The sequence below is a fragment of the Halosolutus halophilus genome (assembly GCF_022869805.1).
Taxonomy (GTDB): domain Archaea; phylum Halobacteriota; class Halobacteria; order Halobacteriales; family Natrialbaceae; genus Halosolutus; species Halosolutus halophilus.
Window position 1 is genome coordinate 1,043,694 of record NZ_CP094974.1, and the last position, 26,354, is coordinate 1,070,047.

General features: G+C 60.6%; 27 protein-coding genes. 14 read left to right on the forward strand and 13 right to left on the reverse strand.

Annotated features, from left to right (window positions below; all coding sequences use genetic code 11):
* Positions 1-502: 502 nt before the first annotated feature.
* The 3 genes from MUG98_RS05020 to MUG98_RS05030 form a co-directional block, all read right to left on the reverse strand.
* Positions 503-949: an ester cyclase gene (locus MUG98_RS05020; RefSeq protein WP_265111055.1), complete on the reverse strand. Its 447-nt coding sequence runs from the start codon at positions 947-949 to the stop codon at positions 503-505.
* A gap of 555 nt (positions 950-1,504) precedes the next feature.
* Entirely contained in the window at positions 1,505-1,861 is a 357-nt protein-coding gene (locus MUG98_RS05025) for a DUF7344 domain-containing protein (protein ID WP_265111056.1), read from the reverse strand.
* 178 nt (positions 1,862-2,039) lie between these two features.
* The gene (locus MUG98_RS05030; protein WP_265111057.1) at positions 2,040-2,555 is read right to left on the reverse strand and encodes an Lrp/AsnC family transcriptional regulator; all 516 of its coding nucleotides are present in this window, start codon (positions 2,553-2,555) and stop codon (positions 2,040-2,042) included.
* Between the two features lie 289 nt (positions 2,556-2,844).
* Here MUG98_RS05030 and MUG98_RS05035 point away from each other — a divergent pair, with 289 nt between their 5' ends.
* The 5 genes from MUG98_RS05035 (at position 2,845) to MUG98_RS05050 (ending at position 6,429) form a co-directional block, all read left to right on the forward strand.
* On the forward strand, positions 2,845-3,366 hold the full coding sequence (locus MUG98_RS05035) for a GNAT family N-acetyltransferase (protein WP_265111058.1): 522 nt from the start codon (positions 2,845-2,847) through the stop codon (positions 3,364-3,366).
* A 631-nt stretch (positions 3,367-3,997) separates the two neighbouring features.
* On the forward strand, positions 3,998-4,204 hold the full coding sequence (locus tag MUG98_RS25385) for a hypothetical protein (RefSeq protein WP_345779789.1): 207 nt from the start codon (positions 3,998-4,000) through the stop codon (positions 4,202-4,204).
* A 537-nt stretch (positions 4,205-4,741) separates the two neighbouring features.
* Positions 4,742-4,933, forward strand: coding sequence for a DUF8144 family membrane protein (locus MUG98_RS05040; protein WP_265111059.1), 192 nt, complete (start codon positions 4,742-4,744; stop codon positions 4,931-4,933).
* Between the two features lie 207 nt (positions 4,934-5,140).
* A complete protein-coding gene (locus MUG98_RS05045) occupies positions 5,141-5,296 on the forward strand; it encodes a hypothetical protein (protein ID WP_265111060.1) in 156 nt (51 codons plus the stop codon).
* Between the two features lie 275 nt (positions 5,297-5,571).
* Positions 5,572-6,429: a hypothetical protein gene (locus MUG98_RS05050; protein WP_345779790.1), complete on the forward strand. Its 858-nt coding sequence runs from the start codon at positions 5,572-5,574 to the stop codon at positions 6,427-6,429.
* 917 nt (positions 6,430-7,346) lie between these two features.
* Here MUG98_RS05050 and MUG98_RS05055 read toward each other — a convergent pair.
* The 3 genes from MUG98_RS05055 to MUG98_RS05065 all read right to left on the reverse strand — a co-directional run bounded on the left by MUG98_RS05055 (position 7,347) and on the right by MUG98_RS05065 (position 10,416).
* Positions 7,347-8,402: a sodium:calcium antiporter gene (locus MUG98_RS05055; RefSeq protein ID WP_265111062.1), complete on the reverse strand. Its 1,056-nt coding sequence runs from the start codon at positions 8,400-8,402 to the stop codon at positions 7,347-7,349.
* Positions 8,403-8,649: 247 nt separating this feature from the next.
* Positions 8,650-9,714, reverse strand: a complete 1,065-nt coding sequence (locus MUG98_RS05060) for a sodium:calcium antiporter (RefSeq protein WP_265112557.1) — start codon at positions 9,712-9,714, stop codon at positions 8,650-8,652.
* A gap of 411 nt (positions 9,715-10,125) precedes the next feature.
* The gene (locus MUG98_RS05065; protein ID WP_265111063.1) at positions 10,126-10,416 is read right to left on the reverse strand and encodes an ArsR/SmtB family transcription factor; all 291 of its coding nucleotides are present in this window, start codon (positions 10,414-10,416) and stop codon (positions 10,126-10,128) included.
* Between the two features lie 128 nt (positions 10,417-10,544).
* Here MUG98_RS05065 and MUG98_RS05070 point away from each other — a divergent pair, with 128 nt between their 5' ends.
* From MUG98_RS05070 to MUG98_RS05080, 3 genes are all read left to right on the forward strand, one after another.
* On the forward strand, positions 10,545-10,847 hold the full coding sequence (locus MUG98_RS05070) for an amphi-Trp domain-containing protein (protein WP_265111064.1): 303 nt from the start codon (positions 10,545-10,547) through the stop codon (positions 10,845-10,847).
* A 358-nt stretch (positions 10,848-11,205) separates the two neighbouring features.
* A complete protein-coding gene (locus MUG98_RS05075; protein WP_265111065.1) occupies positions 11,206-11,505 on the forward strand; it encodes a DUF4242 domain-containing protein in 300 nt (99 codons plus the stop codon).
* 642 nt (positions 11,506-12,147) lie between these two features.
* Positions 12,148-12,654: an OsmC family protein gene (locus tag MUG98_RS05080; RefSeq protein ID WP_265111066.1), complete on the forward strand. Its 507-nt coding sequence runs from the start codon at positions 12,148-12,150 to the stop codon at positions 12,652-12,654.
* A gap of 455 nt (positions 12,655-13,109) precedes the next feature.
* Here MUG98_RS05080 and MUG98_RS25635 read toward each other — a convergent pair whose 3' ends face one another.
* Positions 13,110-13,976: a DUF8054 domain-containing protein gene (locus MUG98_RS25635; RefSeq protein WP_486606251.1), complete on the reverse strand. Its 867-nt coding sequence runs from the start codon at positions 13,974-13,976 to the stop codon at positions 13,110-13,112.
* Positions 13,977-14,601: 625 nt separating this feature from the next.
* On the opposite strand from MUG98_RS25635, the gene MUG98_RS05085 reads away from it, so the two are divergent.
* From MUG98_RS05085 to MUG98_RS05095, 3 genes are read left to right on the forward strand one after another with little or no spacing between them, the layout of a single operon-like run.
* A complete protein-coding gene (locus tag MUG98_RS05085) occupies positions 14,602-15,855 on the forward strand; it encodes an ABC transporter substrate-binding protein (RefSeq protein WP_265111067.1) in 1,254 nt (417 codons plus the stop codon).
* Entirely contained in the window at positions 15,852-16,607 is a 756-nt protein-coding gene (locus tag MUG98_RS05090; protein WP_265111068.1) for an ABC transporter ATP-binding protein, read from the forward strand. Before MUG98_RS05085 ends, MUG98_RS05090 begins: the two co-directional genes overlap by 4 nt.
* Complete coding sequence (locus MUG98_RS05095) at positions 16,604-17,392, forward strand: ABC transporter permease (RefSeq protein WP_265111069.1); 789 nt, start codon at positions 16,604-16,606, stop codon at positions 17,390-17,392. Before MUG98_RS05090 ends, MUG98_RS05095 begins: the two co-directional genes overlap by 4 nt.
* A gap of 19 nt (positions 17,393-17,411) precedes the next feature.
* Here the strand turns inward: MUG98_RS05095 and MUG98_RS05100 are convergent, their stop codons facing one another.
* From MUG98_RS05100 to MUG98_RS05125, 6 genes are all read right to left on the reverse strand, one after another.
* Positions 17,412-18,356, reverse strand: a complete 945-nt coding sequence (locus MUG98_RS05100; protein ID WP_265111070.1) for an ABC transporter permease — start codon at positions 18,354-18,356, stop codon at positions 17,412-17,414.
* Complete coding sequence (locus MUG98_RS05105) at positions 18,353-19,411, reverse strand: ABC transporter substrate-binding protein (RefSeq protein ID WP_265111071.1); 1,059 nt, start codon at positions 19,409-19,411, stop codon at positions 18,353-18,355. Before MUG98_RS05105 ends, MUG98_RS05100 begins: the two co-directional genes overlap by 4 nt.
* 109 nt (positions 19,412-19,520) lie before the next feature.
* Positions 19,521-19,946 carry a VOC family protein gene (locus tag MUG98_RS05110; RefSeq protein WP_265112558.1) on the reverse strand — a complete coding sequence of 142 codons (426 nt, stop codon included), beginning with the start codon at positions 19,944-19,946 and terminating at the stop codon, positions 19,521-19,523.
* A gap of 2 nt (positions 19,947-19,948) precedes the next feature.
* The gene (locus MUG98_RS05115) at positions 19,949-20,914 is read right to left on the reverse strand and encodes an ABC transporter substrate-binding protein (protein WP_265111072.1); all 966 of its coding nucleotides are present in this window, start codon (positions 20,912-20,914) and stop codon (positions 19,949-19,951) included.
* Positions 20,915-20,919: 5 nt separating this feature from the next.
* Positions 20,920-21,921: an ABC transporter substrate-binding protein gene (locus MUG98_RS05120; protein ID WP_265111073.1), complete on the reverse strand. Its 1,002-nt coding sequence runs from the start codon at positions 21,919-21,921 to the stop codon at positions 20,920-20,922.
* 5 nt (positions 21,922-21,926) lie between these two features.
* Positions 21,927-22,823: an ABC transporter substrate-binding protein gene (locus MUG98_RS05125; RefSeq protein ID WP_265111074.1), complete on the reverse strand. Its 897-nt coding sequence runs from the start codon at positions 22,821-22,823 to the stop codon at positions 21,927-21,929.
* Between the two features lie 91 nt (positions 22,824-22,914).
* Here MUG98_RS05125 and MUG98_RS05130 point away from each other — a divergent pair, with 91 nt between their 5' ends.
* The 3 genes from MUG98_RS05130 to MUG98_RS05140 all read left to right on the forward strand — a co-directional run bounded on the left by MUG98_RS05130 (position 22,915) and on the right by MUG98_RS05140 (position 26,182).
* Positions 22,915-23,292: a cupin domain-containing protein gene (locus MUG98_RS05130; RefSeq protein ID WP_265111075.1), complete on the forward strand. Its 378-nt coding sequence runs from the start codon at positions 22,915-22,917 to the stop codon at positions 23,290-23,292.
* A 262-nt stretch (positions 23,293-23,554) separates the two neighbouring features.
* Positions 23,555-24,457 carry a hypothetical protein gene (locus MUG98_RS05135; RefSeq protein WP_265111076.1) on the forward strand — a complete coding sequence of 301 codons (903 nt, stop codon included), beginning with the start codon at positions 23,555-23,557 and terminating at the stop codon, positions 24,455-24,457.
* A gap of 6 nt (positions 24,458-24,463) precedes the next feature.
* Positions 24,464-26,182, forward strand: coding sequence for a pyrroloquinoline quinone-dependent dehydrogenase (locus tag MUG98_RS05140; protein ID WP_265111077.1), 1,719 nt, complete (start codon positions 24,464-24,466; stop codon positions 26,180-26,182).
* Positions 26,183-26,354: the final 172 nt, after the last annotated feature.

Below are 26,354 nucleotides of genomic sequence, written 5' to 3' on the forward strand. Positions count from 1 at the left end.
CCACGGGAGCAATATTCCGATTCCGATCAACGCAAAGCCAGAGAGGGCGATCACGTGGATGGCCGAAACCCGATTTGAGTCGTTCGCAACGATAGCCGGAGGCCGATCCACACCGAGCATAGGTGCAGTATAGACAAGAGGCGATTATTATTTTTGTGACGGTGTCTCAAACGATCGATCAGTGCAAGGAAGGTAACCCGCATCCAACGATTTCTCGTTCACGGCCAGCATGACAGATGCTAAATACGTGTGGTGAAGTCAGTTCATCTGGACGAACACTTTCAGGATCCGAGAAATTCTTCGACGATCGATACGCAACTGTAGTGTGCGCCGGATTCAGTATAGCCACCTCGAAAGAAACGGAACCCCTGTGTTGCATAGACCTTCTGTATTCAGCAGGTGGTTTCTGGTAATTCTTCTGCTCCCGCTGGCCGTGACGATCATCGCAGTAGTAGTCGATCTGCAGTAGGGTGGGCGAGAGGAAGCGGGGACCTGCCTTCGATCAGTTCGTATTCCACTCCTCACCGAGTTCCTCAACCGAGGGGATGAGCCCGAGTTCCTGAAACAGTCCGAGTGCGTCGTAACTCGTCCACATTTCGGTGATCTTTCCATCGTCAACGCGATACATTTCCATCCCCGATACCGAAACGTGCTCACCGGTTGGGTCCAGGCCCATAAATTCGCCCTCGTGAGTGCCGCGTGCGGTGTATCGAACCACGACAGTCGCGCCCTCGGCAACTGCAGTTTCGACTTCGTATTCTACGTCGGGAAACGCCTCTCGATAGGTTTCGACGTATTCCCTGTAGTCGTCACGATCTTGCGGTTCGTCAGCCGAAGACGGGTCGTGCAGGACGAAATCCGTTGCAAAGATTTCATCGATGGCGTCGAGGTTCCCCTCGGTCCAAATCTCCTCTGGATCGCGCCGAACTATCTCTTTATTAGTTGTCATCTCATTGGATTATTGTGGCCTCGTCAATCTTGCCGAACCCGGTTGCACATTCGCATGGACTCGGCGGACAGTCCCTCGAAACTGCTCGGGAACGTACCATCATTCGTTTTGTAAACCTAGCCCCCATTCGAACGTGGGACGTTCTTCCGGAGTTTGATTCACGTATCGAGTACTGATCTAGCACTCGTAGCGCTGACCGGAGCGGTTCGATTTCTTCCGAAAAGGGCTATATATTAGGAGAGTGACCAAAGAGTTACTTACCAGGAATAGCTTGACTGAAGTGGCGAGGGATCGTGTAACTATTGTTGTCCGGGCAGACACCCCCACTACACGACTCCCTCGCTCTGATTCTACCGAGACGGCTCTGTTGAAACCCCTCCTTCAGGGATGACGTCACCTGAAACGGCTGTTACGTAGCTGTGCTTATCAACCGCGGCGTCCAGTCCGAAACCGCCTGAAAATAAGACTGACGATCGATCAAAAGATGTGTGTAACTGCCAACGATAGTCGAAACGAGACGCGAGGAACGGTGGGCGGATTGGGACGTTCGCGCGCTCAGTCGCCAGCGGCGGTTTGCACGTAGCCGTCGATACGGGCCATGTCGTCGAGGAACCGGTCAAGCCCATCCGTTTCTCTGAGTTCAACGGAGTCCATATTTGCGCCGAACATTATGATGCCTGCGTCTACCATTCTCGGGAGGTGCATGTGACGAAGACCGGTCTTGATGTCGTTGCTCCCGTTGTTCCGGTCAGTTCTGGTCTTGACTCCGTCCCATTTGGCGATCGCGGAACTGAGAGTGTCGATACTGACCACCTCGGATTCGTTGGCTAAATAATACAACACGTAGCGCCGGTACGGGTGAGTCAAGATATCGAGTGTTTCGGTCAGTCGTGACGTGTTCGGTTCTTCCATCGTGTATCGATTGGGCTTGGGCCTCTTAACATCTTTTTTGCGATAATTTTATGAATTTTACAATTCTGCGTGGAGATGGGTAGGTGATTGACTTTCCCAAGGGAAATGGGGGGTACGTCGGATGGGCATCGCTGGGAAAATTCAATAGTCCAACTAGTGGTGCCGTTCCGGTGAGCGACTATTCCTCGGAGGGGCCATTGTCCGATGGAGACTCGGCGTCTTCGCCGGCGATCTCCTGATGGAAGTGATTCCACGGTTGGATGTGTTCCTCCGCCAGAATATTGCTACTCACGATTCGCAGGCCCAACCTGTCTAACTGTTCGGTACTTTGCTTGACGTCGGACGTCGCTTCGGCCACGACTTCGACGTGAAGGTTCTCTTCGCCAGCCAGCATCTCCCGGACGTTGACGACTCCCCGCACATCGAGAGCCTTCTCTGCCATATCCGACCGTTGGGACAGGTCGGTCGAACAGATGAACAAGACGCGCATCGGATAGCCCGCCTGTTCGTAGTCGATTTCCGGATTGTAACCGAGAATGACTCCCTTCTCATCCAGTTTCTCGATCCGATTGTGGATCGTCGTCGCGGTGACGTCAGTTTCCTCGGCAATGTCCGTGTCGCTGGCACCACGGGCGTCCACCTGTAACAGGTGCAGAATACGACGGTCGAGATTGTCGAGTGAATTATCGACCATGTCGTTCAATTCGTCGCCGAGCCAATTGAATCGTTAGCTTGAACCACTCACTCGGAGAATCCAGGAACGGAACCCGTCAATGGTACATCTACAGACTGTACTGACCGGTCCAAGCCGTCTCCATTTCGAGAGGGTGCCTTGCTCTATTCGCACCCTGTATTCAGCACCGCCGAAACAACCTGACAGTGTTATTTCATGAGGGGCGTGTCGCATACAGACGCGCATCTATCGTTCCGAGGAGTATCTGTCAGGTGGCTACTTTTTTGATACCGTGCCCGGATTACAGACTATGGAGGTCCGCCATATCGAGGCGCAAGGTGACGTGAGGGGACTCATCAGGGTACACGGACTGGCATGGCGAGAAGCGTACGAGGGGTTTCTTCCGGCCGAAGTTCTACAGAAACAGACTATTACGCCGACTGCGGAAGAAGTACAGCGATGGCAGGACGAGCTCCGTGAACACCGAGAGGGCGTTCTGGTGGCTGTCGATGACGAGGGAGTCGTTCGGGGGTTTGCAGACGTTCGGTGGGGTGATGCAGAAACGAAAGCGTTTGTTGGTACGGACGAAGCCGGCCTGAAAGCGATCTACGTCGAACCGGGCTGGTGGAACCGAGGAATCGGTACAGCACTGCTCGAACGAGGGCTGGAAGTGCTTCCCGAGTCGGTCGATGCAGTGCGACTCGAAATGTTTGCAGAGAACGGGATTGCTGATCGGTTCTACGAAGCGAAGGGGTTCGAGCGCACAGATACGGGGGAATACGAGATCGCAGGACGTTCTTACCCGACGAATATCTACACGCTCCAGTTGTGATCGCTTGGTGGGTGAACCCCTCTACTTGTCGATATCTGAGCGGTCCGTGGCTCTGTTGACATCCTGGTGCGCAGACACGGACTGGACAAACCAGTGGTAAGAAGGTCTGCTTATTGACCGACGGGCATTCTCTCTGGTGTGAATCATATCCGTCGAAGCCTCCCGAATAGGGAGTCCGAATCGATCGGACACGCACGCTATTAATCACAGCCCCGAGACCGCGTGGGAAAACACTCGTTTCAGGACCGCAAATACCGTTCCATAGCTACTGAATCAGCCCCCACGCCAATTGCCCCTCAAGATCTGCTCCGAGAAGGAGGCCGAATTTGTGCTCTCATCCTTTTTTGAGGCATCCTCGCTGCCATCGGAAGATTTGGAATCGGAACCATCGGGTATGCCCGGCCGGGGAGTTTCTTCTTCGAACTGGGTACGCCATTGCGCGCTTCTGCATCGTTACGGGACTCGCTAGCGTCCTCATCTACGTTATCGCTCGTGGCATCCAACTCTCCCGCCGCAATCAGCGTATTCAACCCCGATGAACGAGAGGCCCTCTACTCCGTTCCGTCTTTAGCGATACGTTTCGTTCACTCTGTGCGAAACTTTCTCGTGTTTCAAGTCCGTCGGTGTAGGTATGTCAACAACTGTGGAGCTCCCCGAGCCGGATGAAGCCTGTACGTACTGTGAGGCCCGTATTTTCGACCACGACCCCATCTGCGTACGTGATTGTACCGCAGATTGTGGCTCGCCCGCGTACTTCTGCAACTACGCCTGCCTATCAGCACACATCGATGCCCAGGACCTGACTGCGGGAAACGCGTGCGAATGGTCGCCCGACTGATTTCCGGTTCCCCCATCGAGGTCCAGAATCGATACTGGGCGGTCCGCAACTGGAGTGTACGGCCTTTTCGCGGAGGGGGAACCGAGTGAGGCTGCCTTCGGTCCCCCCGCATTAGCGGTTCCAGAACTGGTGGAACAGATGCAAGGGGAGGTCCACGGGAAAGACCCCTGTGACGCGTGAAAATTCTCCACGACGCCTTGTATGAGGGTGCTATCGATCGAACAGTCCCGAGCCTCGGAGAACCGTTCATCACTGCGTACTTCCTCGAAAAGAATGGAATCATCTCTCCCGATGACGACCCGACGGAAAGTGAATACCGTTCGATTGTCAAGCGCCGTCCTTCCAGTGAGCGACCCGGAGAACTATTTTGTGAGCGAGAACGGACCCTCTGGTGGATTGGCATACTGGCTGGTGTTCATCCGTCGCTGGTGACGTACTGGTTCTCTGAAGATCCAGGTTTTGCTGAACGCATAGCGCGTAATCAGCAGCGTAATTCATGTCGAAATGATTTTATTTGGTTCTTCAGTAGCTCATCCCATGTCGAAGAAGACGGTCGTCGAATTTATCGAGGAGTGGCAGACGGGCTTCTTTATCATGCTCAGCAGTCTTATTGCGGGCAGCATCGGGGGATTCCTCTTTGGTCAGGTTGAGTTAAACACGATCGTCGGATTCGGAGTGGGTTTTCTGCTCATGTTCCTCAGTGCTTCGTACGTCCTCTATGGCCGGTGAAAGAGACGGGCCCACGTGATCGATACGTCCCCTGTCTTTCGCCCGCATCTTCTCTCACTCGCTGCGGATTTTTACCCGGGTCTTTCCGGTGCGCCGCCCGGCCGCTCGATTCGGGGCCAGTGAGGTGCGCGTGCGGCAGTAGGCTCGCTCATCGCCGTCTTCTCGTCGAGTGGGGGCGTCCTCACTGGATCCGTCTCTGGGCGATCGATGCTCACGCGGAATCCGCCGCATCGACCGTTCGAGGGTGCGAGGTTCGACAGCGGCACATCCGGGAGCTATCGCGTCGCCAACGCGCAGCAGTTGGACCGGAAGGCGCTCGTGGTCGAAAGCGCGACCTTCGCAGTCGCAACGATCGGCGAATAGTTATTTCAATCCTGTCGGAACCGTCTGTTGTTGATCGGTACTCAGCGGTCGTGTCACGTACAGAGCAGCAACCTGACGATGTGTTTCGCCCGAGTTGGACCCGGAAGCAGGCGACCGGCCCTCCCCGTTCAGAAGTATCCTACCGCCGCCCATCCCCGACGATGTCCGTGATCACCGCACGCTGCGCCGTCTCGTCGACGACGATATACGAATCCCTCGACGCAGAGGCGAGGTGAACCAGAAAACTTTCGTTCTAACTGCCTGTCAAGAGTGGTATGCGACGTCGCCAGTACCTCGCAAGCGGAACAGCCCTCCTCTCCGCCGCTGTCGCCGGATGCGCCCATCCATCTGTCGTCCTCGATATGGACGAAGCGACGGCAGACGATATCGCCAATGAAGTTTCGATGTCGGTTGATCCCGGTTCAGCCGAATATACTCTCGTCTTGTCGGCCCTCGAGAATGGATCGGCCAGACGGAGAGGACGGTACGAACTATTCGACCGCACTGACACAGTCCGGGTCGAAGGCTCCTTCTACGAAGTCTCGGAGACTCGGCTCGAGAGTAGCGAGGTGACGGTCTATGAGGTTCTCATCGATTTCGATCCAGCCAATTCAACGACCGAACTGGGCGAGATCGAATACGACGACCTGCCCGAGGCGGATCGCCAGCGCCTCGACCCGATCGTTTCAGAAGGCACCCCTCCCAGTCAGGACGGATATGATCTCGGCGTCGATTACGGAACTGCTGAGGAAGTCGGGAACGAGTCGGTGTTCGTTCCGGATCGGCAGTACGATATTGTTCTCCACGACGGGAATCGGTATCGGGTTGCGGTCGATTCGCGAACCGCGCCTGAGGCCGAGTATCGATACGAAGTGACCGAAGTCGCGTCCAGCGTCGAAACAGTTGCCGACCAAGTGCGAGAGCAGTACCTGTTCACACTCACAGACCTTTCCGACGCCGAACGCGCGGTCGTCGAGGAGGCGATCACCGATGGATACTTCCAAGACGACGACGCCTTCCAGTCGGTGATCGATCGTATTCGAGAGCACGAGGGGATTACTGTGGACGATTTCTACGGAACGTGGCTCCTCGAGTACGAGAGTGTCGAGTATCTCACCTATGCTGAATGGTAGTCACCGTCGGGATTTCGAATTCGATCTACTGAGCGATCCATCTACTTCTCATTTGAGAGGAGTCTCGTACGAGATTTGCACCATCACTTCAGCAAAGGCTTAAGTAATTGTTTTCTTATATGTTCTGCAGCGATCAGTTCCACTCTGTATCTTGCACGCGCTTTCTGACAGTTGCCGGATAGCGTGAGCGAGGCGTGGAGAGACGGGTGTGTACGCAGCAGGGAACTGCCTTCAGCTCAGGACGATCGAGTTCACTAGGACAGCCGAGACCGTTCCTACAGTGTAGGCTGGCAGACAGGTATGATGCGCGCTCAGCGGTTTTCGTTCGTTCGCGATGCTGTCCTCGCCGCGGTGATCCTCACGGGCTTGTACGGGCTTCGATCCGTAGTTCAGCGCCGCCTTCGCCTGGTTCCGGATGCTCCCCTGTGTCGTCAGCGTGGGTTGTCCGAGGCCGTCACCGTGTCGAGTCGGTCGACGCGCTTCCCTCGAAACTGCGGCGTGTCTGGGATATGCATCTCGGGATGCGAGCATGACCCTCGTGCTCGTCGGTCATCGAGTGGCAGCACGGAAGACAAGATCCTCAGCGGGGGGTCCGCTGTACGGCCGGCGGACAGGCACGATCGATCTGCCACTGCTCGACCTCGCGGACGCCAAGCAGTGTTACCCGGCTGATGAGTCCGACGCGGTGATCTAGACGTGGGTCTTGTTCGAACGGACGCCGTATGCGAGGAGAAAGCGCCGCCCTAAGGGGCGGGAAAGATGGTAAATTCACTGACATCGTGACGCCCTCCACACCCGTCAGGGCGTGGACTCCCGAGACACGCGAATCGAAGATTCGCGTCCCTCGCATGTATAGGAATCGACAACGTATCGGTCGTCTGTACGGCTTCGTTCCGTGATCTCTCGGTCTCGTTCTGCTACAGGTAATTGACGAGCCAGTACGCGATGTACAGCCCGAACAGGATCGCTCCGCCACCACGCGTGACCCGACCCCGAGCGAGCATCGTCGTTACGACGAGTAGACAGCCTGCGAAAAACGGCCAGTGAACCGTCAGGACGTCTCCGCCGGTATTCACCGGATGAAGCAAGGCGATGATCCCGATGTTGGCCGTCATGTAGAACACCGTGCTGCCGACCACGTTCCCGACGGCGAGTTCCGGTCGGTTCTGCCGAACCGGTTCGACGGTGAGCGCCAGTTCCTCGATCGATGCGATGAAGCTCAGTACCGTCGCACCGAACGCCAGCCCCGAGATCCCGAGCGCGGTGAAAATTCCCTCGGCACTGACTACCGTGATTCCGGAGCCGAGAGTCATTCCGACCATTGCGAGGACGGCTACGCCTAGATTGAAGCCGCCGCTCCGATGCTCGAACGACGGCACGAACTCGTCGATATCGAGGTCGTACTTCCGTTCCCGTTGCCCTTCTAGTTCACTGCCGCCATCCGGTGCTTCCGTGCTCGCGTCGCCCTCGATGTCGACGACCTCCCGCACCTCGTCCGAGAGCAGATACGTCGTTTCGGAGCGGCGTTCGTGCCGGAACGTGTACGCCAGCAGCGGGACGAACAGGACGACGAGAACCGCCCCCTCGAGCGGACCGACCGTCCCCCTGATCGACAGCGCGAACGCGGGGACGGGTGCGAGAACGAGCATGAGCAGGTATACCCGGGGAACGTCCATCCGAAACGGGACGAGGATCGCGGCAAGTCCGACAGCGACGGTCAGGACGAACAGTGATTCCCCGAATACGGTCCCGAGCGCGAGGTCCGGTAACTCGACGAACGCCGCGGTTACGCCGAGGACGGCATTTTCGAGGTCGACACCGGCCAACACGACCGCGAGAAAGAAGCCGGAAATCCCGAGCGAGACGGCGCTCTGGGCGACGGCCTCGATGAAGACCTCGACGCACCAGATCACCAGCACCACGCCGACGAAAAAGAGGGAGACGAGGGCTACCGTCGAACTCGGAACGATCATATGTGAGATATGGTAGCACGGTCGTACATATAGTAGTCACTGACAGTCAGTGTGCACCCGATCGCACGAGGGCTCTTCGAGCGGTGTGGAAACCGTCACTGTCGCTACTGACTGCGGTCACGACGGAACGTGACGGATCGACGAGAAAGGGCAATGCGCCGCCGACCGCCGTTGCCAGCGTCTCCCGATCCGCTCGTCGACGCGCACAGATCTGTCAGCGAGACCAGTTCCTTGGACTCACCGCCGTTCAGCCACTGATCGGAACGCCGCCAAAGACGACGATCGCGATCAGCCAGTAGACGACGTAGAGGCCGCCGAGGAGGAAGCCGTGCCAGCGCTTCAGTTCGCCCTCGGAGAGGAAGTACGCGGCGAGGGCGGTCACGACGATCACCGTCGGGAGATGGAAGGTGAGTACGGACCGAGAGATTTCGAGGTCGCTGAGGAGCATGATGACGCCGACGTTTCCGGTCACCGAGAAGAGGACGCTCCCGATGACGTTGCCGACGCCGATCTCGGGGACGCCCCGCCGAACCGGTTCGATCGTCAGCATGACGTCCTCGAACGTGAGGAGTACCGTCAGGACGGTCGCCCCGAAGACGGTCTCCTCGAGGCCGAATCCGTCGACCACGACCTCCGAACCCGCCTCGAGCAGCATCGACGCGAACACGATGCCGATCAGCGCGAAGACGGCGAGAGAGAGCCATATCCAGCCGGGATCGGAGCGGCCGCCGACGATCTGATCCTCGGAAATTTCCGAGAGCGCCTCCGGGACGGTGATGCCGCCGTCGGCCTGAATCTCCTCGCCAAGTTCGGTGTTCCGGAAGACCGGCGTGTCACGCTGGTATTCCCGCGCGATGAGGTAGCCGAATGTGAGGACGAACGCGCCGACGAGTGCGAGTCCGTGGACGAACGTCAGCGTCCCGACGAGGACGAACGGGAGCAACAGCAGCGGTGCCAGCGCGAAGAGGGCGACGTAGTCGGGTGGGATGTCGACCGGGAACGGCTTGATGATCGCGGCGAGCGCGAGCGTCACGCCGATAATAGCCAGTCCGGTCCCGAGCGCGGTCCCGAGGGCGGCACCCTCGAGGTCACCGGCGGACAGAACGAGCGCAAGGACCGTATCGTCGAACTCGAACCCGGTGAAAACGATCGCGAGCGCGAACAACGAAATTTTCAGTTCCAGCGCCGCGCGGGTGAGATAACTGATGAGCTTTTCGACGCAAACCGTCAGTAATACCCCGCCCGCGACGAGGACGAGTATCGCCCCCGTTACACCCTGCGCTTCGACGAATCCGTGGATCACGCCCTCGATACCGCCCTCGCCTTCCTCGCTCGTACCGCCGTCGTCGCTCTGGGCGAGCGCTGGCGCGACCGGGACCGCGACAAGCACTGCAACTACCAGGAACCCGATGAGGAGCCGTCGGCCAGATGGGCGGGACGCACAGAACGTCGGCGGACGGATCGACGGCACCGAACTGTCCCCCAGATAGCTGCTCGTCCTACTCACCAGGAGGTCCGCACCGAGCAAGCGCACCGTGTACGCGAGCCACGGTCGCTGGGACGTGATAACAGACTCGGTGAGTGTCTCGAGCACGTGAGTCTCGCATGCGAATCGAGGACATATATCTAACTAGCCGGGGAGAGTATTCCATGGGAAATCTCTACACGGACCCCGTGAAACAGCGCTATCCGCACTGCGTTCGGAGACGGGACCGGTCGTCGGTTACCGTTCGTCCTGATCGTCGTCGAGCGGATCGGCCTGCAGAACGAAGGTGCGCTCCGGCGTCGGGGCGATCCGTAACTCGATCCGTCGAGTGAGTTCGTAGTATTTCCGATTGCCTCGCCTGTAGTGGTCGACCAGTCCGTTTTCTTCCAGCGTCGAAAGGTGGTGGACGGCGGTTTTTCCGTCCATTCCGATTTTCTCCGCGAGTTCCGAGACGTACATCGGTTCCCGCGAAAGCTCTCTGAGAATGGCCAGCCGCGTTCCGTTTCCCAGGGCGTCAATTAGTGTCACGCGAGTTCGTTCGATACCCACCTCAAGAAGAGTTTCGCCGATCCCGACCGGTCGCGAGTTCGGATTTCGGTTAATATATCATAATTCAACAAGGTAGTTTTATCCCCGTTGTCGTGTCAGGTCTTCGCATGAGTGACCATGTCAACCTGCCCGACGACCGAACCAGCGACCGGCAGACGATCACGAGTGGGTTCTTCGAACAGGAGGTGTACCTCTCCCGCGAGGAGACGGCAACGTTCCTGCACGATCTCGCCGACCAACTCGAGGCCGATTCGTCGTTTACGATCTCCACGTCGGAGTGGGAGATCCCCTTCAACTACAGCGACCCCGTCGAAGTCGAGATCGAGTTCTCCGAGCAGCGAGAGCGGGAACTCGAGATCGAACTCGAGTTCACGGGATCGAAGGGAGGCGACGATCTATCGGTTCGGTAGGGGGTGGCGCGAACCGCCGCCATCGGCCGAGGACGTTCTGTTCGCTCGAGCGGTCTCGACGGGCGATCGTCCCTCACGACGCCGAGCGACGCGTCGGCGATAGTTGCGACGGGTGGCTGTCTCGGAATCGGAAGCGATGGCGCCAGTGAATCGTTCGCCCCGGAGCGACGAACAGTCTCTCCCCCTCAACTGACAGTGCCAAGCGGAAGCCCGCTCTTTCTGGGGTGGGCGGATGGCAAGTCCGATCGATCTCCACGTCACGTCGTCCGCGTCATTCGAGCGTGGCTCCTAGTATAAGATCTCGATTGTATGTTAACCCTCATTACAGGGGGAGTGGAATGTGTGGGTAGTGACACCGATGGACAATCAAGAATTGACGGATTTCTTGATACTGCGCTCGCTCGACGAACCGATCACGACGGACGAACTCGAGGCCGCGGGTGAGCAATCCGGCGAGGCCCTGCAGGAGCTGCGGGACGAGGGGATCGGGATCCGCTGGGTCGAATCCGAAGTGATGACGAACGAAGCGGGGAACGTGACGGGCACGTTCTGTCACTACCGGGCAGAAAGCGAGGAGGCAATCCGCGAACACGCCGACCGAGCCGGCCTACCCGCGACGCGAATCGATCGCCGGGGAGAACCCCTCGAGGGCGAGTAGCGGCACAAACGGAGAATCGGTAAGCGACTCGGTGTCTCTTGCCGACCGCATCGCGTTGTGACTGGGTAGGGGACGCCCAGATCCGCTTCAGCAACGATCTTGCCAGATGCGCTTCCGGTACGTATCCACGGTGGTCACAGCCGTCACTGGCGTTCCGGTGCGCCAACCGTCTCGATATCCGTCGACCCGCATCTGGGACACGCCAGGATCCCCTTCGTTTCTGTAACCGCCTCGTGACGCGGGAAGCGTAACTCGCAGCCGAGACACTCCGTGGTAACTTGGTCGCGTTGCGTAGCACGAACAGTCGGAACCCCGCGGATAACGCTGTGACCGCACTCCGGACACTCGAGTTCGTTCTCTCGACCCGTTACCGCCGTCTGTCGCTGGAAGGTCGCCCCGCACCCGACGCACTCGGCGGTCGAAGGTGATGTCATTCGGTACCAATACACGGGTTCGATAGTTGAGTCTATCGGAGCGGACGATCGGCGTCATCGTGTATCGTAGCGATCACTGTCTCTCGAGGTCCGTCCTGCCAGTGGCGAGCGGAAACCCCCTCTCAAGGGCGGAAAGATGTCAATTTCCACCTCCCGGCAGTCCCTAGTATTTTGGTAACAAATGACGTACCTGGTCGTGGATCCGGATATGTCCGAGAACGACTTACAAGCGGAGCAGAAACCACTCAAAGAAACGTACGAAGAAGACCCCGAGAAGGCACAAATCAGCCTGTCGGCGAAGGGAGAAGAGCAGTCCGACGTTCGCTCCTGTAGCGTCGATATCGGGCGAGCGATGTACGAAGCAGAACTACACGAGGGAGCAGCCGGTCCCGGAACGGGTGCATGTTCGGGCGATCTCTTGCTCGGAGCCCTCGCCGCCTGTTCACAACTCACTGCCCAGGCGGTTGCAGACGCATTTGATACCGACGCCGAGATATCGACGGCGGTCCACGGTGATCTCGACCTTCGGGGGACGCTCGGGATCGCCGACGACGTACCCGTCGGGTTTCAGGACGTTCAGCTCGAGGTTTCCGTGGACGGTGACGTCGACTCCGAGACTGCGAACGCACTCCAGCGGTACACGGAGCAATACTGTGTGGTCCTGCAGACCCTCTCGAACCCACCAGAGATCGAAACGGAGTGGTCGTTCGACTAGGTCCAACGATCTCTCGTCGGACAGGTTCATTGACCTCCTCCACGCCCTGAAGGGCGTGGAATCCCACCATGAGATTTCCGCCGAGTGTGACGTTCGAGGTTCCAACCCGCACTCAAGGGGAACCGGCAGCATACCGGAGAAATTCTCGTTTCCTCCCCTGTATAGGGCTGTGGCCCGGTCAATGAGGTCGTTCGAAAATCTTCGATTTTCGTGATCACGAGAGACGAAGTCTCTCGAACGACCCCATCGAATACCATGCCATCGCCGTGTGAGGAACAGACCGCGTTCCTCACCACCCCTTGTCTGTTCGAGGACAGCATCTCACGGTATTCGTTGCACTTTCTATCACACGGTGCCGGACCAAAATATCTACGAACGAAATCCGGTCCGGCTACTGACGGCAGGTGTCGCACCAGGCCTACCGCTTGACCTGCGCCTGAAGACGCGGGTATGCGCTATTGGTCTGTATCAGACGAACCGGTAGTCGCCTCGGGAATCCCCTCGAGTCGGAACCACGACTCGGCGCTCGATTCAGGGACGGACACCTCCCCGAGGAACGCGTCACATCCCCTACACGTCGACCAGATTATAATATGGGTTGTCTGACAACACGGGTCGACTCGTTCGGACTGCCGTTCGAGCAGTCCGTCGCACGCGGGACACCGGTTGCTCAGTAGACGAATGCGTCGAAGAACGTCCAGCCGAACGTCGCGATCGAGAGCGGGCCAGTCGTCGAGTCGGTCGCGGAGGAGCGAATCGGCCGCAGCATCCAAGGCGAATGCAGCGTCTGAATCCCAGCGAAGAAGTTTGGTTCCGTCGATCGAAAACGCTCGTTTCCCCTGCTCCGCTATCTCCGTCGCATCGAGAATCTCGGCGACATCGCTGGCCGTGGGCGACGTCTCCGCATACCGACTCGCTTCTCGATGAAGCGACGTTCGGACATTTTCGGCGAGGCGGACGTTCTCGGTCGTCGATCGTTCGACGACACCTGCAGCGGTAAGCATCCTCCAGGGATCGTCCTCGAGCCGTGCCTCGAGGGTCCGATTGGGAACCGGTTCCTTGCCGAACAGACCGAGAATCCACGGGGGAAGATACCGCTCTGTGAGACGTGGTGTACCGGGAACGAGATATCCACGGAGGTAGATTACCGCGAGAGAGCCGAGTAGGACGATCGTTCCGGTCCAGACGGTCGTAATGACACCGACGACGGCTGCCAGTACAGCAGCGATACCGACGTTTATCACCGTACACGGAAGACAGCGATTTTCCCCGGTGTAGTCTGGCTGTCGAACGCGGGCGGTTTCCTCGAGAAGAAATCGCATAGGTATTGTGCGTCTCTATCACACACCCCCGCAAAAACCTTCGTCTCCAGCAGTAACGTCTCCCGCGAGCGAAGCGCGAGGGTTCCGGCATCAACTCTCTTCGACGGCGCCGTTCGACGATCATTTCCCCGGTGAAAAAACGGTAGCGTGGGCAACGGTGCACGTGATCCATCGCGAGTGGCTGAGTTCGAACGTCGAGAACCGGGGCCCTATCGAAACCGATTTCAAGTGTCCGGTTACTCGGTTACTCAGTGCCGCCCTCCCCAAACATGACAGCTAACGAACTTCTCGTCGATAAGTGCTCAGTCTGTAACACGTATTTCGTCGTCGGGTCGAGCGCCGACCTGCAGCGCCGGATCAACGCCCACGAACTCGAACAACACGGGAAGATCCGACCGACGCGAAACGAACACAGTGCGACCGATTATCAGTGACGGCGATTCGAGTTCGTCGGACCGAACCGATTGACGGTCCCCGATCGTTAAAAGCGATTCCGCGGACGGAGTACCCAACTCGAGTCGGGGTGTGAGGTAGTCAGCTCCGTCCCGAAAGATGGGGGCTTTCTGCTTACAGCGCTGTGATGCGGGGATATCGTTATAGGGAATCAAGTGATGTGTTATCACGAATGCATCCGCGTACGTTCTGGGTACTCGATGATGATGACCAACCTATTGTCGACGACCTCGCCGTCGGACTTGGACGAACGACTGCGCGGGTGCTCACGTACTTGCTGTTACGGGCAAACAAGGAGGACGAACCCGCGACGACCATTCAGTTACAGGTCGGCACGGAACTGAGTCGGTCGGTGATCAGCGACACGCTTCGACGACTCGAGGAACGCCAGTTGATCGAGCGAACGGCGCTCAGGGACAACGCGCAGGGTCGGCCCCCGTCGGCGTGGCGCCCCAATGGTGATCTCGCCTGGAGTCGTCGAAACGCGTACGAGTACCACGCGTCGACGCTCCTCGACCTGGCAGAGACGATCTTTACGGACCGACCGTCGGACCCGAATCCGGACCCGAAAGCGCATCTCACGGTCGCGTTGAACTGGCGTCCGAACGGACTTCACGTCCCCTTCTACGCAGCATCAGAGTGGTACGACGAGTACGACATCGACGTCGAACTCGACCATTTCGAGGGGTCGTTTCGTGCGGTCGAGCGAGTCCATTCTGGCGAGGCGGATATCGCTCTCGCCGGGGCTGCAACGGTTCTCAGGGCCAGAGCGGCGGGGATGCCGATCGTACCGATCGCTGTTCTCTACCAGCGTGCGATGGCGGTACTGTATACTGTTCGCGACGTGTTCGAAACGGAACTTCGGAGCGTCGATCAGCTACAAGGCCGGCGGATCGGAATGGCACCCCACTCCGAGACGGGGATACTCGGCCGCCTGTTCATCTCGCAGACGGCACTCGAGGGTGATATCGAGATAGACGAAACGACTGGCGAAGAACGCGAGACGTTGCTGACCGGACGCGCTGACGTCGTGACCGGGTCGATAACCGATCCGAGACTGCTAGAGCGACGAGGAAAGACGGTCGATACGTTACTTCTCACCGACCACTTCCCGATCTATGGGCCGACGATCGTCGTTTCCGAACGATCGCTGCGAACTCGGCGCCCGGACCTGAAATCGTTTCTCGCCGGGACAGCAGGAGGCTGGGCGGACGCGAACAGGGATCCCGAGCCGGCAGCGAAGCGCATTTCCGAAATCGGGGAAGACGAGCCAGTACGGATTCGAGAAACGTTCGAACGGGCGACAGCGGAATTCAGTCAGAGCGACGATACTCGCGAACACGGGTGGGGATGGCAGTGCGAGCGAACGTGGGACAGGCTGCGAACGGCCCTCGACCAAGGAGGACTGCTCACCGACGAGCTATGATCGAACTCGAAGACCTCACGGTGCGGTTCGACGATTTCACCGCGATCACGGACATCGATTTGCGGATCGACCGCGGCGAGTTCGTCACCCTCGTCGGTCCTTCCGGCTGCGGGAAGACGACCGCTCTGCGTGCGATGGCGGGACTCCAGAAGCCGACGGACGGCTGCGTTCACATCGACGGTCGGCCACCCGCGAGCGCTCAGGAGCGCGGTGACGTCGGGTTCGTGTTTCAACAGCACACGCTGCTGCCGTGGAAGAGCGCCATCGAGAACGTCGTGTTCCTTCGGCAGATGGCGGACAAAGACCCCGATCGCGAAGGGGCGCGCACGTTACTCCGATCGATGGGGCTCGACGGATTCGAGGACGCCCGGCCGAGCGAGCTCTCGGGCGGGATGAGACAGCGAGTCGCGATCGCTCGGACGATCCACCTCGGCGCGGACGTGTTGCTGATGGACGAGCCGTTCGGGGAACTCGACGAGATCACCCGTGACGAACTCGGCGTCGAGATCCGATCGCTCTGGCGGCGCGAGCGGAAGACGATCGTTTTCGTCACCCACAGCGTTCCCGAGGCGGTTTTCCTCGGCGACCGGTGTGTGGTGATGCGGGACAGTCCCGGACGAATCGCGGCGACGTTCGATGTCGACCTCTCCGAACCGCGCGACACGGAGGTTTTTGGCTCTCGAGCATTTCAGGAACAGGTCGCGGCGGTGCGCCGGACGCTCTACGAAAGCGACGAGCGCGAGACGACATGAACGAACGAATCCGTTTCGACGCGTCCGACGCGGTGTATCCGGCGAGCGCGCTCTGCGTCGGCGTCGCACTCTGGTGGCTGATCACGCTGGTGACCGACGTTCCGCCGTTCGTGCTCCCGCCACCCGACGCCGTCGTCGCGCGGCTGGTCGACAATCCACGGCTATACCTCGCCAACGCCTGGCACACCCTCGAGAAGATCGTCTACGGTGGATCCGTCGGGATCGCATCCGGAATCACCCTCGCGGTTTTCGTCACATACGTCCCGTGGTTCCGCCGGGCCGTGTACCCGTACCTCGTCACCATTCGGGTGCTACCAAAACTCGCGATCGCGCCGCTGTTGCTCATCTACTTGGGGACGGGAACCGCGACCGCGATCGTCTTCGTCGCACTCGTCACGTTTTTTCCGCTCGTGTTGAGTACGGCAGCGGGGCTCGAACGCGCGCCGCCGGCATATCACGAACTGTTGCAATCGGTGAACGCGGGACCGCTCGAGCGGATCCTGTACGTCGACGTTCCGTATGCGATCCCCGACTTATTCGCGGGACTCAAGCAGTCAGTGACCCTCGCCGTCGTCGGCGCGGTCGTTGCGGAGTGGGTCGTCTCGGACAGCGGACTGGGATTTCTCATCCTTCTGGGGTCGGAGACCGTTCGACCGGACGTGATGCTCGCCGCCCTGCTCATCCTGTTACTCGAGGGACTCGCGCTGTACGGGGCGGTCGTCCTGGCTCAACGCGGCGTGTACGATCGGCTCAACCTGGACGTGGAGGCCGGCAGACCTGACTGACGCTCATTTCACGGACGTCTCAGGGTTGCCAGAGCGCGCGCTCGATCACGACCGGGACGAGGTAGAACCCGATCCCGAGCAGCGAGAGAACGACGAGGGCGGCATAGGTCTCGGCAGTTCGGAGGTAGGTCGACGTCTCGAACACCCGATAGCCGAGGCCAGCATCGAGCGTGACGAACTCCGTGACGACGGCCCCAATGACGCTCAGCGTCGCCGCGATTTTGACGCCGGCGAAGATGCTCGACGCAGCCGCGGGAACGCGAACGTGGAGGAAGACCGCGGTCTTCGACGCGTCGATCGTCTCCATCATCTCGAGATACCGCTCCGGGGTCTCTCGGAGCCCGTCGAGGGTCGCGATCGTGATCGGAAAGACCGTCAACGTCGCGACGACGAGGGCGCGCGCGGGCAGGCCACGTCCGAACCAGAGAAACAGCAGTGGTGCGATGGCGATCACCGGGGCGATTCGCAACGCGACCACGTATGGGAGGACCGTCCCCATCGCCTTTCGCGAGTGCATCATCGCGAAGGCGAGCGTCGCCCCCACGACACTGCCCAAGACGAGTCCCGTGCCGGCGGTCGCACTCGTGACGGCGGCGTCCCCCAGCAACGTCGGATACGTCTCGAGGAGGCGGGCTCCGACCTCGATCGGCGACGGGAGGACGACCGACGGAATACCGTAGCGGACGACGGCGCCGTGCCACGCCGCGAAGAGTAAGACGAACACGATCGCTGGTGGGAACGCTCCGCTCACGAGTTCGCGCGCGGGAGCTGTAGAACCGTCGACGGCGTCCTCGCTGATCGAGTGCATCGCGCCTTGTCGGCGCTCGCGTTCGTCGGGGCTCCCGTCGATCGAGGATCGATCGGCTGGAGCCGAGGCCCGTGAAGGTCGCTGGGACGTCGACAGCGATGCTGCTGGCGACGTCGACGGCGTTTGCTTCGCGTCCGAGAGTCCGTCGTTGGTCACGTATCCGTCTCGATTCGTTCGGCGAAATCCGAGACGTACTCGGAGTCGCCGAGGTAGTCGTTCGTCCACACCGAGTCGGGGTCGACGTCGTTCTCGAGGACCCCGGCGTCAGCGAGGATGTCGTTCGTTTCCGTCCACGGTTCCGAATCGCTTGCACCCCATCCCTCGGCTTCGACGGTCTCGGAGATCAGGTAGCCCGTGTACATCCGCTCCCACTTGCCGGCCTGATTCTCCCGCACCTCCTCGAGTTCAGGTTGGACGTCCACGAGCTGATCGATCGCTTCGTCGGGGTTCTCGACCGCCCACGCAGCACCTTTGGCGGTCGCCCGGAGAAACCCGGAAACTGCGTCGGGGTTCTCCTCGGCGAAGCTTCGGTCGGTCGCGACGAGGTGGCCGTAGGAGGGGATGGCCGATTCGATCTCGAGGACGTCGATTTCGCCGCCTTGCTGGTTCGCGTCGACGACGTCGCTGAACACGCCGCCAGCGGCGCCGATATTCCCGTTGAGCAACTGTTGAACGGTGTCGAACCCCGAGTCGACGTACTCGATGCTGTCCAACACGCCGTGGTGAGCGAGAAACGCTTCCGTCATCATCCGGACCATCCCCGGGCCACTTCCAACAGTCGCTCCTTCGAGGTCCTCGGGATCGTCGAGTTCGCCGAAGGCATTTCGATCGGCGAAGACGACGTTGGGGTTCCGTTGCATCACGACCCCGACGGCGACGGGCGAGAGGTCCTTGGCGTTGACGGTCAGGATCTGATCGGCGCTCGAGATGGCGAATTCGACGTTACCGAGTCCCGCCTGGTTCGCCGCGAAGTCGGCTCCGTCGCCGCTTTCGAACTCGACGTTTGCGACCCCCTCCTCCTCGTAAAACCCGTTCTCGCGAGCGGCGACGTAGGGAACATGCAGGCCGCTCATGTTCCAGTTGAGCAACAGCGTCGCCGATCCGATCCCCTCTCCCGAACCGGCGCCTCCAAAGCGTCCGATGCACCCGGACACGGCAATCCCGCCGCCGAGCGCCAAGACCCCTCGACGCGTACAGTGCGTGGTATTCACAATCTCACCAAGTCCGACTGACCACGAAGGGAGGCATAAATGATTTGGAGAATCTTTTTAATATGATCGGTCGTGCTGCGTCGGTCCGCGACCGACGAGGACGCGGAGATCACGTGACGTCATGCGTCAGCAGCGGCCGGTCACGCTCCTCGATCGGCGGCTCGTATGTGACCACTTCTAGCAGGTTTCCGTCCGGATCGAGGAAGTAGAACCCCTCGAACTCGCCCCAGTCGTACGGCCCCTGGTTCGGGAACTGGCCGTCGAGTTCGTCGACGAACGCATCGTAGCTCGATCGGCCGGTCTCGAACGCGAGGTGCGCTTTGTCCAGCGGGTGCTCGAGATCGACGGGATTCCACCCATCGGCTCGTCCCGTCTCGACGAGCGTGAGGACGGTGTCACCGACCTCGAACATAGCGTGTTCACCAGCAAAGTCCGAAGGCGGACGACGGACCGTTAGCTCGAGGACGTCCCGGTAGAACGCGTACGCGGATTCGAGATCGTTCACGTCGACGTTTACGTGATCGATTGCGCGCATCGTCATAGCGATGCGTGATCGGCGTACTCGCGGACGATCGGGGCGTCCGGGTCGAGGTAGTCGTTCGTCCAGGCGGCGTCCGGATTGATCGTGCCGTCCAGCAGGCCGGTCTCGGAGAGCGTTTCGCCGAGCCGTCGCCATCGGTTCCCGTCATGGTTCCCCCAGCCGGCCGTCTCGACGTGAGGTGAAAACTGGAGGTCACGAGCGGCTGTCTCGAACTTTTGTTGTTCGATCTCCCGGCGGCGCTCGAGCGTGGCGTTACGCGAGATCAGCGCGTCGACAGCGGCCGCCGGATCGGCGGTCGCCTCGGCCCACCCGCGTGCGGTCGCCCGGAGGAACGACCGCACCGTCTCGGGGTCATCGGCTGCAAATTCTGGATTCGTCACGAGGGTCATCCCGTAGACGTGCAGGTGGTCCCCGATCGGGAGTTCGTCTGCGATTCGGTCGTGTTCGTGTTCCAGTTCGAGGCCGTTGGTGACGACGCCGACGGCCGCGTCGACCGATCCGTCGCGGACCTGGTGCTGGACTCGATGGTGGGTGTGGGGATCGACCTCGAGCAGGTCGACCTCGTCGGCGATTCCGACGTCCTCGAGGAGCTGGGCGGTCAGAATCCGCGTCTTGGTCGCGGAGGGGGCGACCGTGCGGCCGGCGAGCTGCTCGGGTCGCTCGAGGGGCTCGCCGAAGACGTCCCGCAGGGTGTAGATCGCTGCCGGCGTCTTCGCGGTCACCGCCGCGACGGCCAGCGGCTCGAGGCCGCTGCTCTGGATCGAGAGGACGGCGCTCGCGCCGGCGAGGGCGAAGTCACCCTCGCCGCGGGCCGCCTGTTCGGCGGCGAACGGGGAGCCGTGGCCTTCCTCGAAGGCCACGTCGAGACCTTCATCCTCGTAGAGGCCCCGCTCGCGGGCGAGGAAGTACGGCGCCTGGAACCCGTTCGGTTCCCAGTTGAGTTGGAACGTGACGGTATTCATACTGATCACACCTCCAGCCGGAACAGTCCGTCGGGGATGTGATCAACGCCGAGAGCGTCGGGTCCAGCGACGTCGAGCAGATGGTCGAACAGCCGGTTCATTCCCGCGATTGTCTCCTCGTCCCAGTCGGCGACGACCATGTCCCGCCAGCCGTCGCGAACGGCGCGGACGACCGAAGGATCGTTTTCGTACATCAACCGCTCGCCGATAACCTCCCAGAGGTCGTCGTCGATCGTCAGTCGGTCGACGGCGTCGCGGTATGCGCCTTTGAACCCGCGGACGGCCTCGGGGTTTTCCGAGAGGTACGTCTCGCTCGTCAGGAACGTCGAGATCGGGAGCTTCCGGTCGGTACCCGACAGGTCCTGTACGAGACGCGACATGGGTAGCACCTCCCGGTAGTCGCCCGTTTCGGTGATCTCGGGGACGATCGGCCAGAACTGGAGGATCGCGTCGACCTCGCTGTCGCGCAGCATTCGAGTGAGTTCCACCTTCGAGCCCGACTCGACCGGCGTCGCCTCGTCGTCGGGATCGAATCCGTGGCGGTTCCGACACGCGGCGCGCACCAGGATCCAGTTCTTGTCGAGACGACGGACGACGCCGACTCGACGGTTGCGGAGGTCCGTCAGCTTCTCTATCGGCGAGTCAGTCGGCGCGACGAGCCCGCCAACCGTTCGCCCGTAGGGATGGACAGCCACAATCGGTGCCCCTTCGGCCCGTTCGCGTGCCGTCGAGATGTAGTCGATGTCGATGAGGTCGGCGTCGCCCTCTTGTAGTTTCGCCTCGACGGTCTCGACCCCTCCCTCGAGTTCGTCCGAAACGAGTTCGACGTCAAGGTGGAAGCCGTGCTCGTGGTCGAGCCCGAGCCGTTTGATGGTGTAGAGCATGTACCGGGGACTCCCGTTGTGCTCGAACCGGGCCCGGAGAACGGGCCGATTGCCGGGCCCGTCGTGGTGGGCGTCCAGTTCGGCCTGCTGGCTCTCGATGTCGACAGTAGTGGTTCCTGCCATCCGGATCACCCCAGCGAGGCAACGATGGCGTCGATCTCCGCGTCGCCGTCGATCAGCTCGCGATCTTTCATCCACTCCAGTTGGGCGCCGAGGTCGGCCCGATCGGCGAACTCCGGCACCTCGTAGCGCGGTACCGTGACGCGCTCTCTGAGTGCCGCCATGTCGACGTCCTCGAAGAGGTCGGGGGCGACGCGGGCGTCCTTCTCGAGCATCTCGAGGTACTCGTCGCGGAACGCCTCGGGATTTTCGTTGATGTCGCGGGCGGCGCGGGCGTAGGCCGCGACGTAGGCGTCGACGATCTCCGAGTCGGTGCCGTCGCCGCCGACGATCCCCACGTGGTTCTCGAACTCGAGGACGGGTTCGAAGCCGAGCTGCTCGGCCAGCGTGGACTGCGGATCGAGCAGGGTGATCGCGTCGACCTCGCCGTCCCGCAGCGCCCGCAGCCGGTCGGTCGGCATCCCGTAGTGGACGAGTTGCACGTCCGCCGGATCGACGTGTTCCTCGAGCGCTCGCATCGCGGTGTACTCCTGGCCGGTCCGTCTGTTGACGGCGACGTCGACGCCGGCCAGGTCGGCCGGGTCGTCTATCGGCGTCTCCGGTCGGATGAACACCGTATAGGGCTGCTCGGTGAAGGTACCGTTAGCGACGATCCGTCCGTCACCCATCTCCCAGGTCCGTTTGAGACTCTCCCACTTGCAGACGGGGTACAGATCGACCTCGTAATCCTCCGTTAGCGTTTCCTCCGCGGGGATATACTTCAGTTCCACGGTGCGTCGATCCCGCTCGACTAGTTCGGCTTCGATCCCTTCCGCCTCGAAGTACCCGCGCTCGGCCGCCACCCGCTGTGGAAGCACGAACGAGAACGGAAGGTGGAACAGCCGGAGTGTGTTATCCTCTGGCATACAGGTCGCAGTAATCACGAAGGGACGTATAAAGGTTTCTCGCGAATATTTATGAGAGGCGTTGGTGATTGGTAACACTAGGTACGGTACTATGGAGAGAACGAATACCAGTGACGCGTCGTACGAGGAGGTCAGCGACGGCGTGTACCTCGCCGACCTCGCGATGGGTCGGCGAGCGAGCGTAAAGTCCTGGCGCATCGAGCCGGGGGCGACGTTACCGGTCCATCGACACCACAACGAACAGATCGGGTACGTTCTCAGCGGGACATTGGTTGCACTGACCGAAGACCAGAAAATCACGCTCTCGCCGGGGGATTGTTATCGGTTTCCGAGTCAGGAGCTACACGGCGCAGAGAACCGATCCACAGAACCGGCCGTCGGAATTGGCGTCCTCGCTCCGCCGCGGGAACAGCCCGACTGGGGCGACGTGGGGGTCACCGACGCGTTCCCCGACAGGACCCAGCGCTGACCCGAACCACAATGGCGTCCCTTTCTTCTCGAGTTCCATTCGTACTGGTTCTTTTTATTGCTGGCAGTCACCATTAGTACCGTTCATCATCTGGACGCGAGCGACGTCCAGATCGTAATTCGTGCCGGAGATAGCCGTCAACACATGATTTTACTCCTTATTGTGAATATTATTATAATAAGTTCTAAGCGTGTGTACGTTGGCGACACTCCTGTATGGTAGTTGAAAACATGGCTCACGGTAGATATCACGTGGTGTACGCATGACGACAGCACACATTACTGACGAAGCACAGCGACAGCTCGCGCGCACGCTCGACGTCGAACGGGTCGGTGACGGTGACCGTCTGACCATCGACCGGCTGCGCGAAGCGGTCGACGAGACGGACGATCCCGCGTTCGCTTCGATGGGCGAAGCGATCCGCAGCGACCTCTCGGGGAAACTGGACGCCGAGTTGCTCGAGACAGAACTGGAGCGGCTGTCGACACAACTCGAGCGCCTGTCCGAGGTCCGCGAGCAGGGGATTCCGGACGGCGAGACCGAGCCGGAGGAACTCTACCGCGAACTCGTCGAGCCGGGCTGGAAGATCTACGACCACCTCGTCGACGTCGACTTCTTCGAGAGCCTCGAGGCGAACCTCCCGCGGTTCACGTCGGAGCACATCGAGGGGACGGCCCACGAACTGATCGGCTCCGACGAGCTAACGGACGGTCTCGAGCGACTCGGATTCGACGAACAAGAGCGGATTGCGCTCGTCATGGACGTGACCAACAACAACGACCGGCTCGCCCGGTGGGTACCGACGAAAGAGATCCCCTCGGAAGTCGAGTTCGACGTCGACCACGTTCCGCCGCTACACCAGCGGGCGGCGGGCGGCGTCTTGTTGTGGATCAACGCGCTCGACGTCCATCTCTGGCAGAATCGAATTCTCATCACCGACGAGATCCTCGACGACGGCTACTGGGACATCAAGGCGATGCTGGGTGGCTTCCACCTGCTGGCGAAGGCAGCGCTCGAGATCACGCGCGAGGACGGGTTGACCGACTCCCAGCTAACCGCCGCGATTACAGCCGGAGCGGCGATCATGATCGTCAACCAGGAAGAGATCTGCAAGAACGTGTTCTGGATCACGGACGAAATGCGAGCACCACCGAAAGCGAGGTAATCACCAATGTCACTCGAAGAAGATAGGGCCGTACAGGCCGCAAAGGATACGATCGTTAGAGAAACTGACCAGGGGTATCGCGTCCTCGGCTCCCCCGATAAGTCGGTCACGCACCAGCACGACGTCGACCGCATCGAGGAGTTCGACGTCACCGACGAGATGATTCGCGAGTCGGGCGACAATCCGGAAGCCTGGCTCACATACGGGGGGAACTACGAGCAGCATCGCTGTACGACCGCCGACGTCATCACACCCGAAAACGTCGAAGACCTGGACCTCGAGTACACGATGAACGTCGGGGCCGGTTCGAGCATGGAGGGAACGCCGCTGATCGTGCCCGGCGATCCGCCGATCATGTACCAGTCGAACGGGCCGAATCACGCCAAGGCGATCGACGCTCGGGAAGGCGAGGTTCTCTGGAGTTACACCTACGCGGTTCCTTCCGACGTCGTACTGTGCTGTGACGATAACAATCGGGGTGTCGCGATCTCCGGCGACAAGGTGTTCATGACGACGCTCGATTCCGGCGTCGTCGCGCTGAACCGCTATACCGGCGAAGAGGAGTGGTACACGTCCACCGCCGACCACGAGTCCGGCTACTCGGCCACGTGGGCACCCGTCGTCTACGACGGGATGCTCTTTACAGGCAGCGCCGGCGGCGAGTACGGCGTCCGAGGCTTCCACACCGCTCTCGACATCGAGACGGGCGAGGAGCTCTGGCACACCTGGACCTCGCCCGAAGAAGAGTGGGTCGGCGACAGCATCAACCAGTCCTGTGCGACGAACTGGATGACCGCGACTGTCGACACCGAGAAACGGCGACTCTACTTGCCGATCGGCAACCCCGGCCCGGACTTCGACGGCTCCGTCCGGCCAGGTCCAAACCGCAACAGCGCGAGCACGCTGGCGCTCGACATGGACACCGGCGAGCGCCTCTGGTGTCACCAGGAGGTCGCCCACGACGTCTGGGACTACGACTCCGCGAATCCGCGCATGCTCATCCGCGATCTCGAGATCGAACATCGCAACACGACGACCGACGTCGTGGTGGACGCGGGCAAAACGGCGTGGGTCTATACGATGGACGCAGACACCGGCGAACTCATAGAGCGGAGTGAACCGGGCGTCCAGCAGCTGAACATGTACCGGATGATCCCGCACATCGACGAGGGCCGGCGCATGCCGTTCATGCCCGGAGCGATGGGCGGCAACGACTGGCAGCCGGCCGCGTACAACCCCGAGACCGGTCTCGCGTACTTCAAGATGAACAATTCGCCCCAGGAAGCCTGGTGGCGCTTCGAGGAGTACGAGGAGGGCAAGAAGTACTGGGGCGGCATCTTAGAGGACGAGATCGAGGCCGTCCCCGACGGCTACAACGGCCACATGAGTTCCATCGCGGCGATCAACCCGGAAACGGGCGAGCGCGTCTGGCGCGACTGGATCGACAGCGAAGCCTACATCTGGGGTGGCATGATGACGACTGAGACCGGCGTCGTCTTCACCGGTACCCAGAATGGGGACTTCATCGCCTACGACGGCGAGTCCGGCGAGCGACTCTGGGAGTACGATCTCGGCGAACCGTCTATCGCCAGCAGCCCGATGAGCTGGTACGATCCCGGCACCGAGAAGCAGTACGTCGCGGTCCAGATCGGGGGGAGCGGCTGGCTCCGGCGCGGTCCCGGCGGACGCGACGATCGTCTGGCCGTCTTCTCGATGGAGGCGTAGACGCAGACGGACGGCCGGATCGCCGGATCCGATCGCGGTTCTTTGACCGCTACGGGATTCGGACGGGCGCCTCATCGGTCGCGAACGGGAGGTATTACCTGAATTGAGGCGCTGAGGCCCCTTCCTCAACGAGCGACCGCAAGACCCGAGTAGGAGGGGACACAGCGTTCAC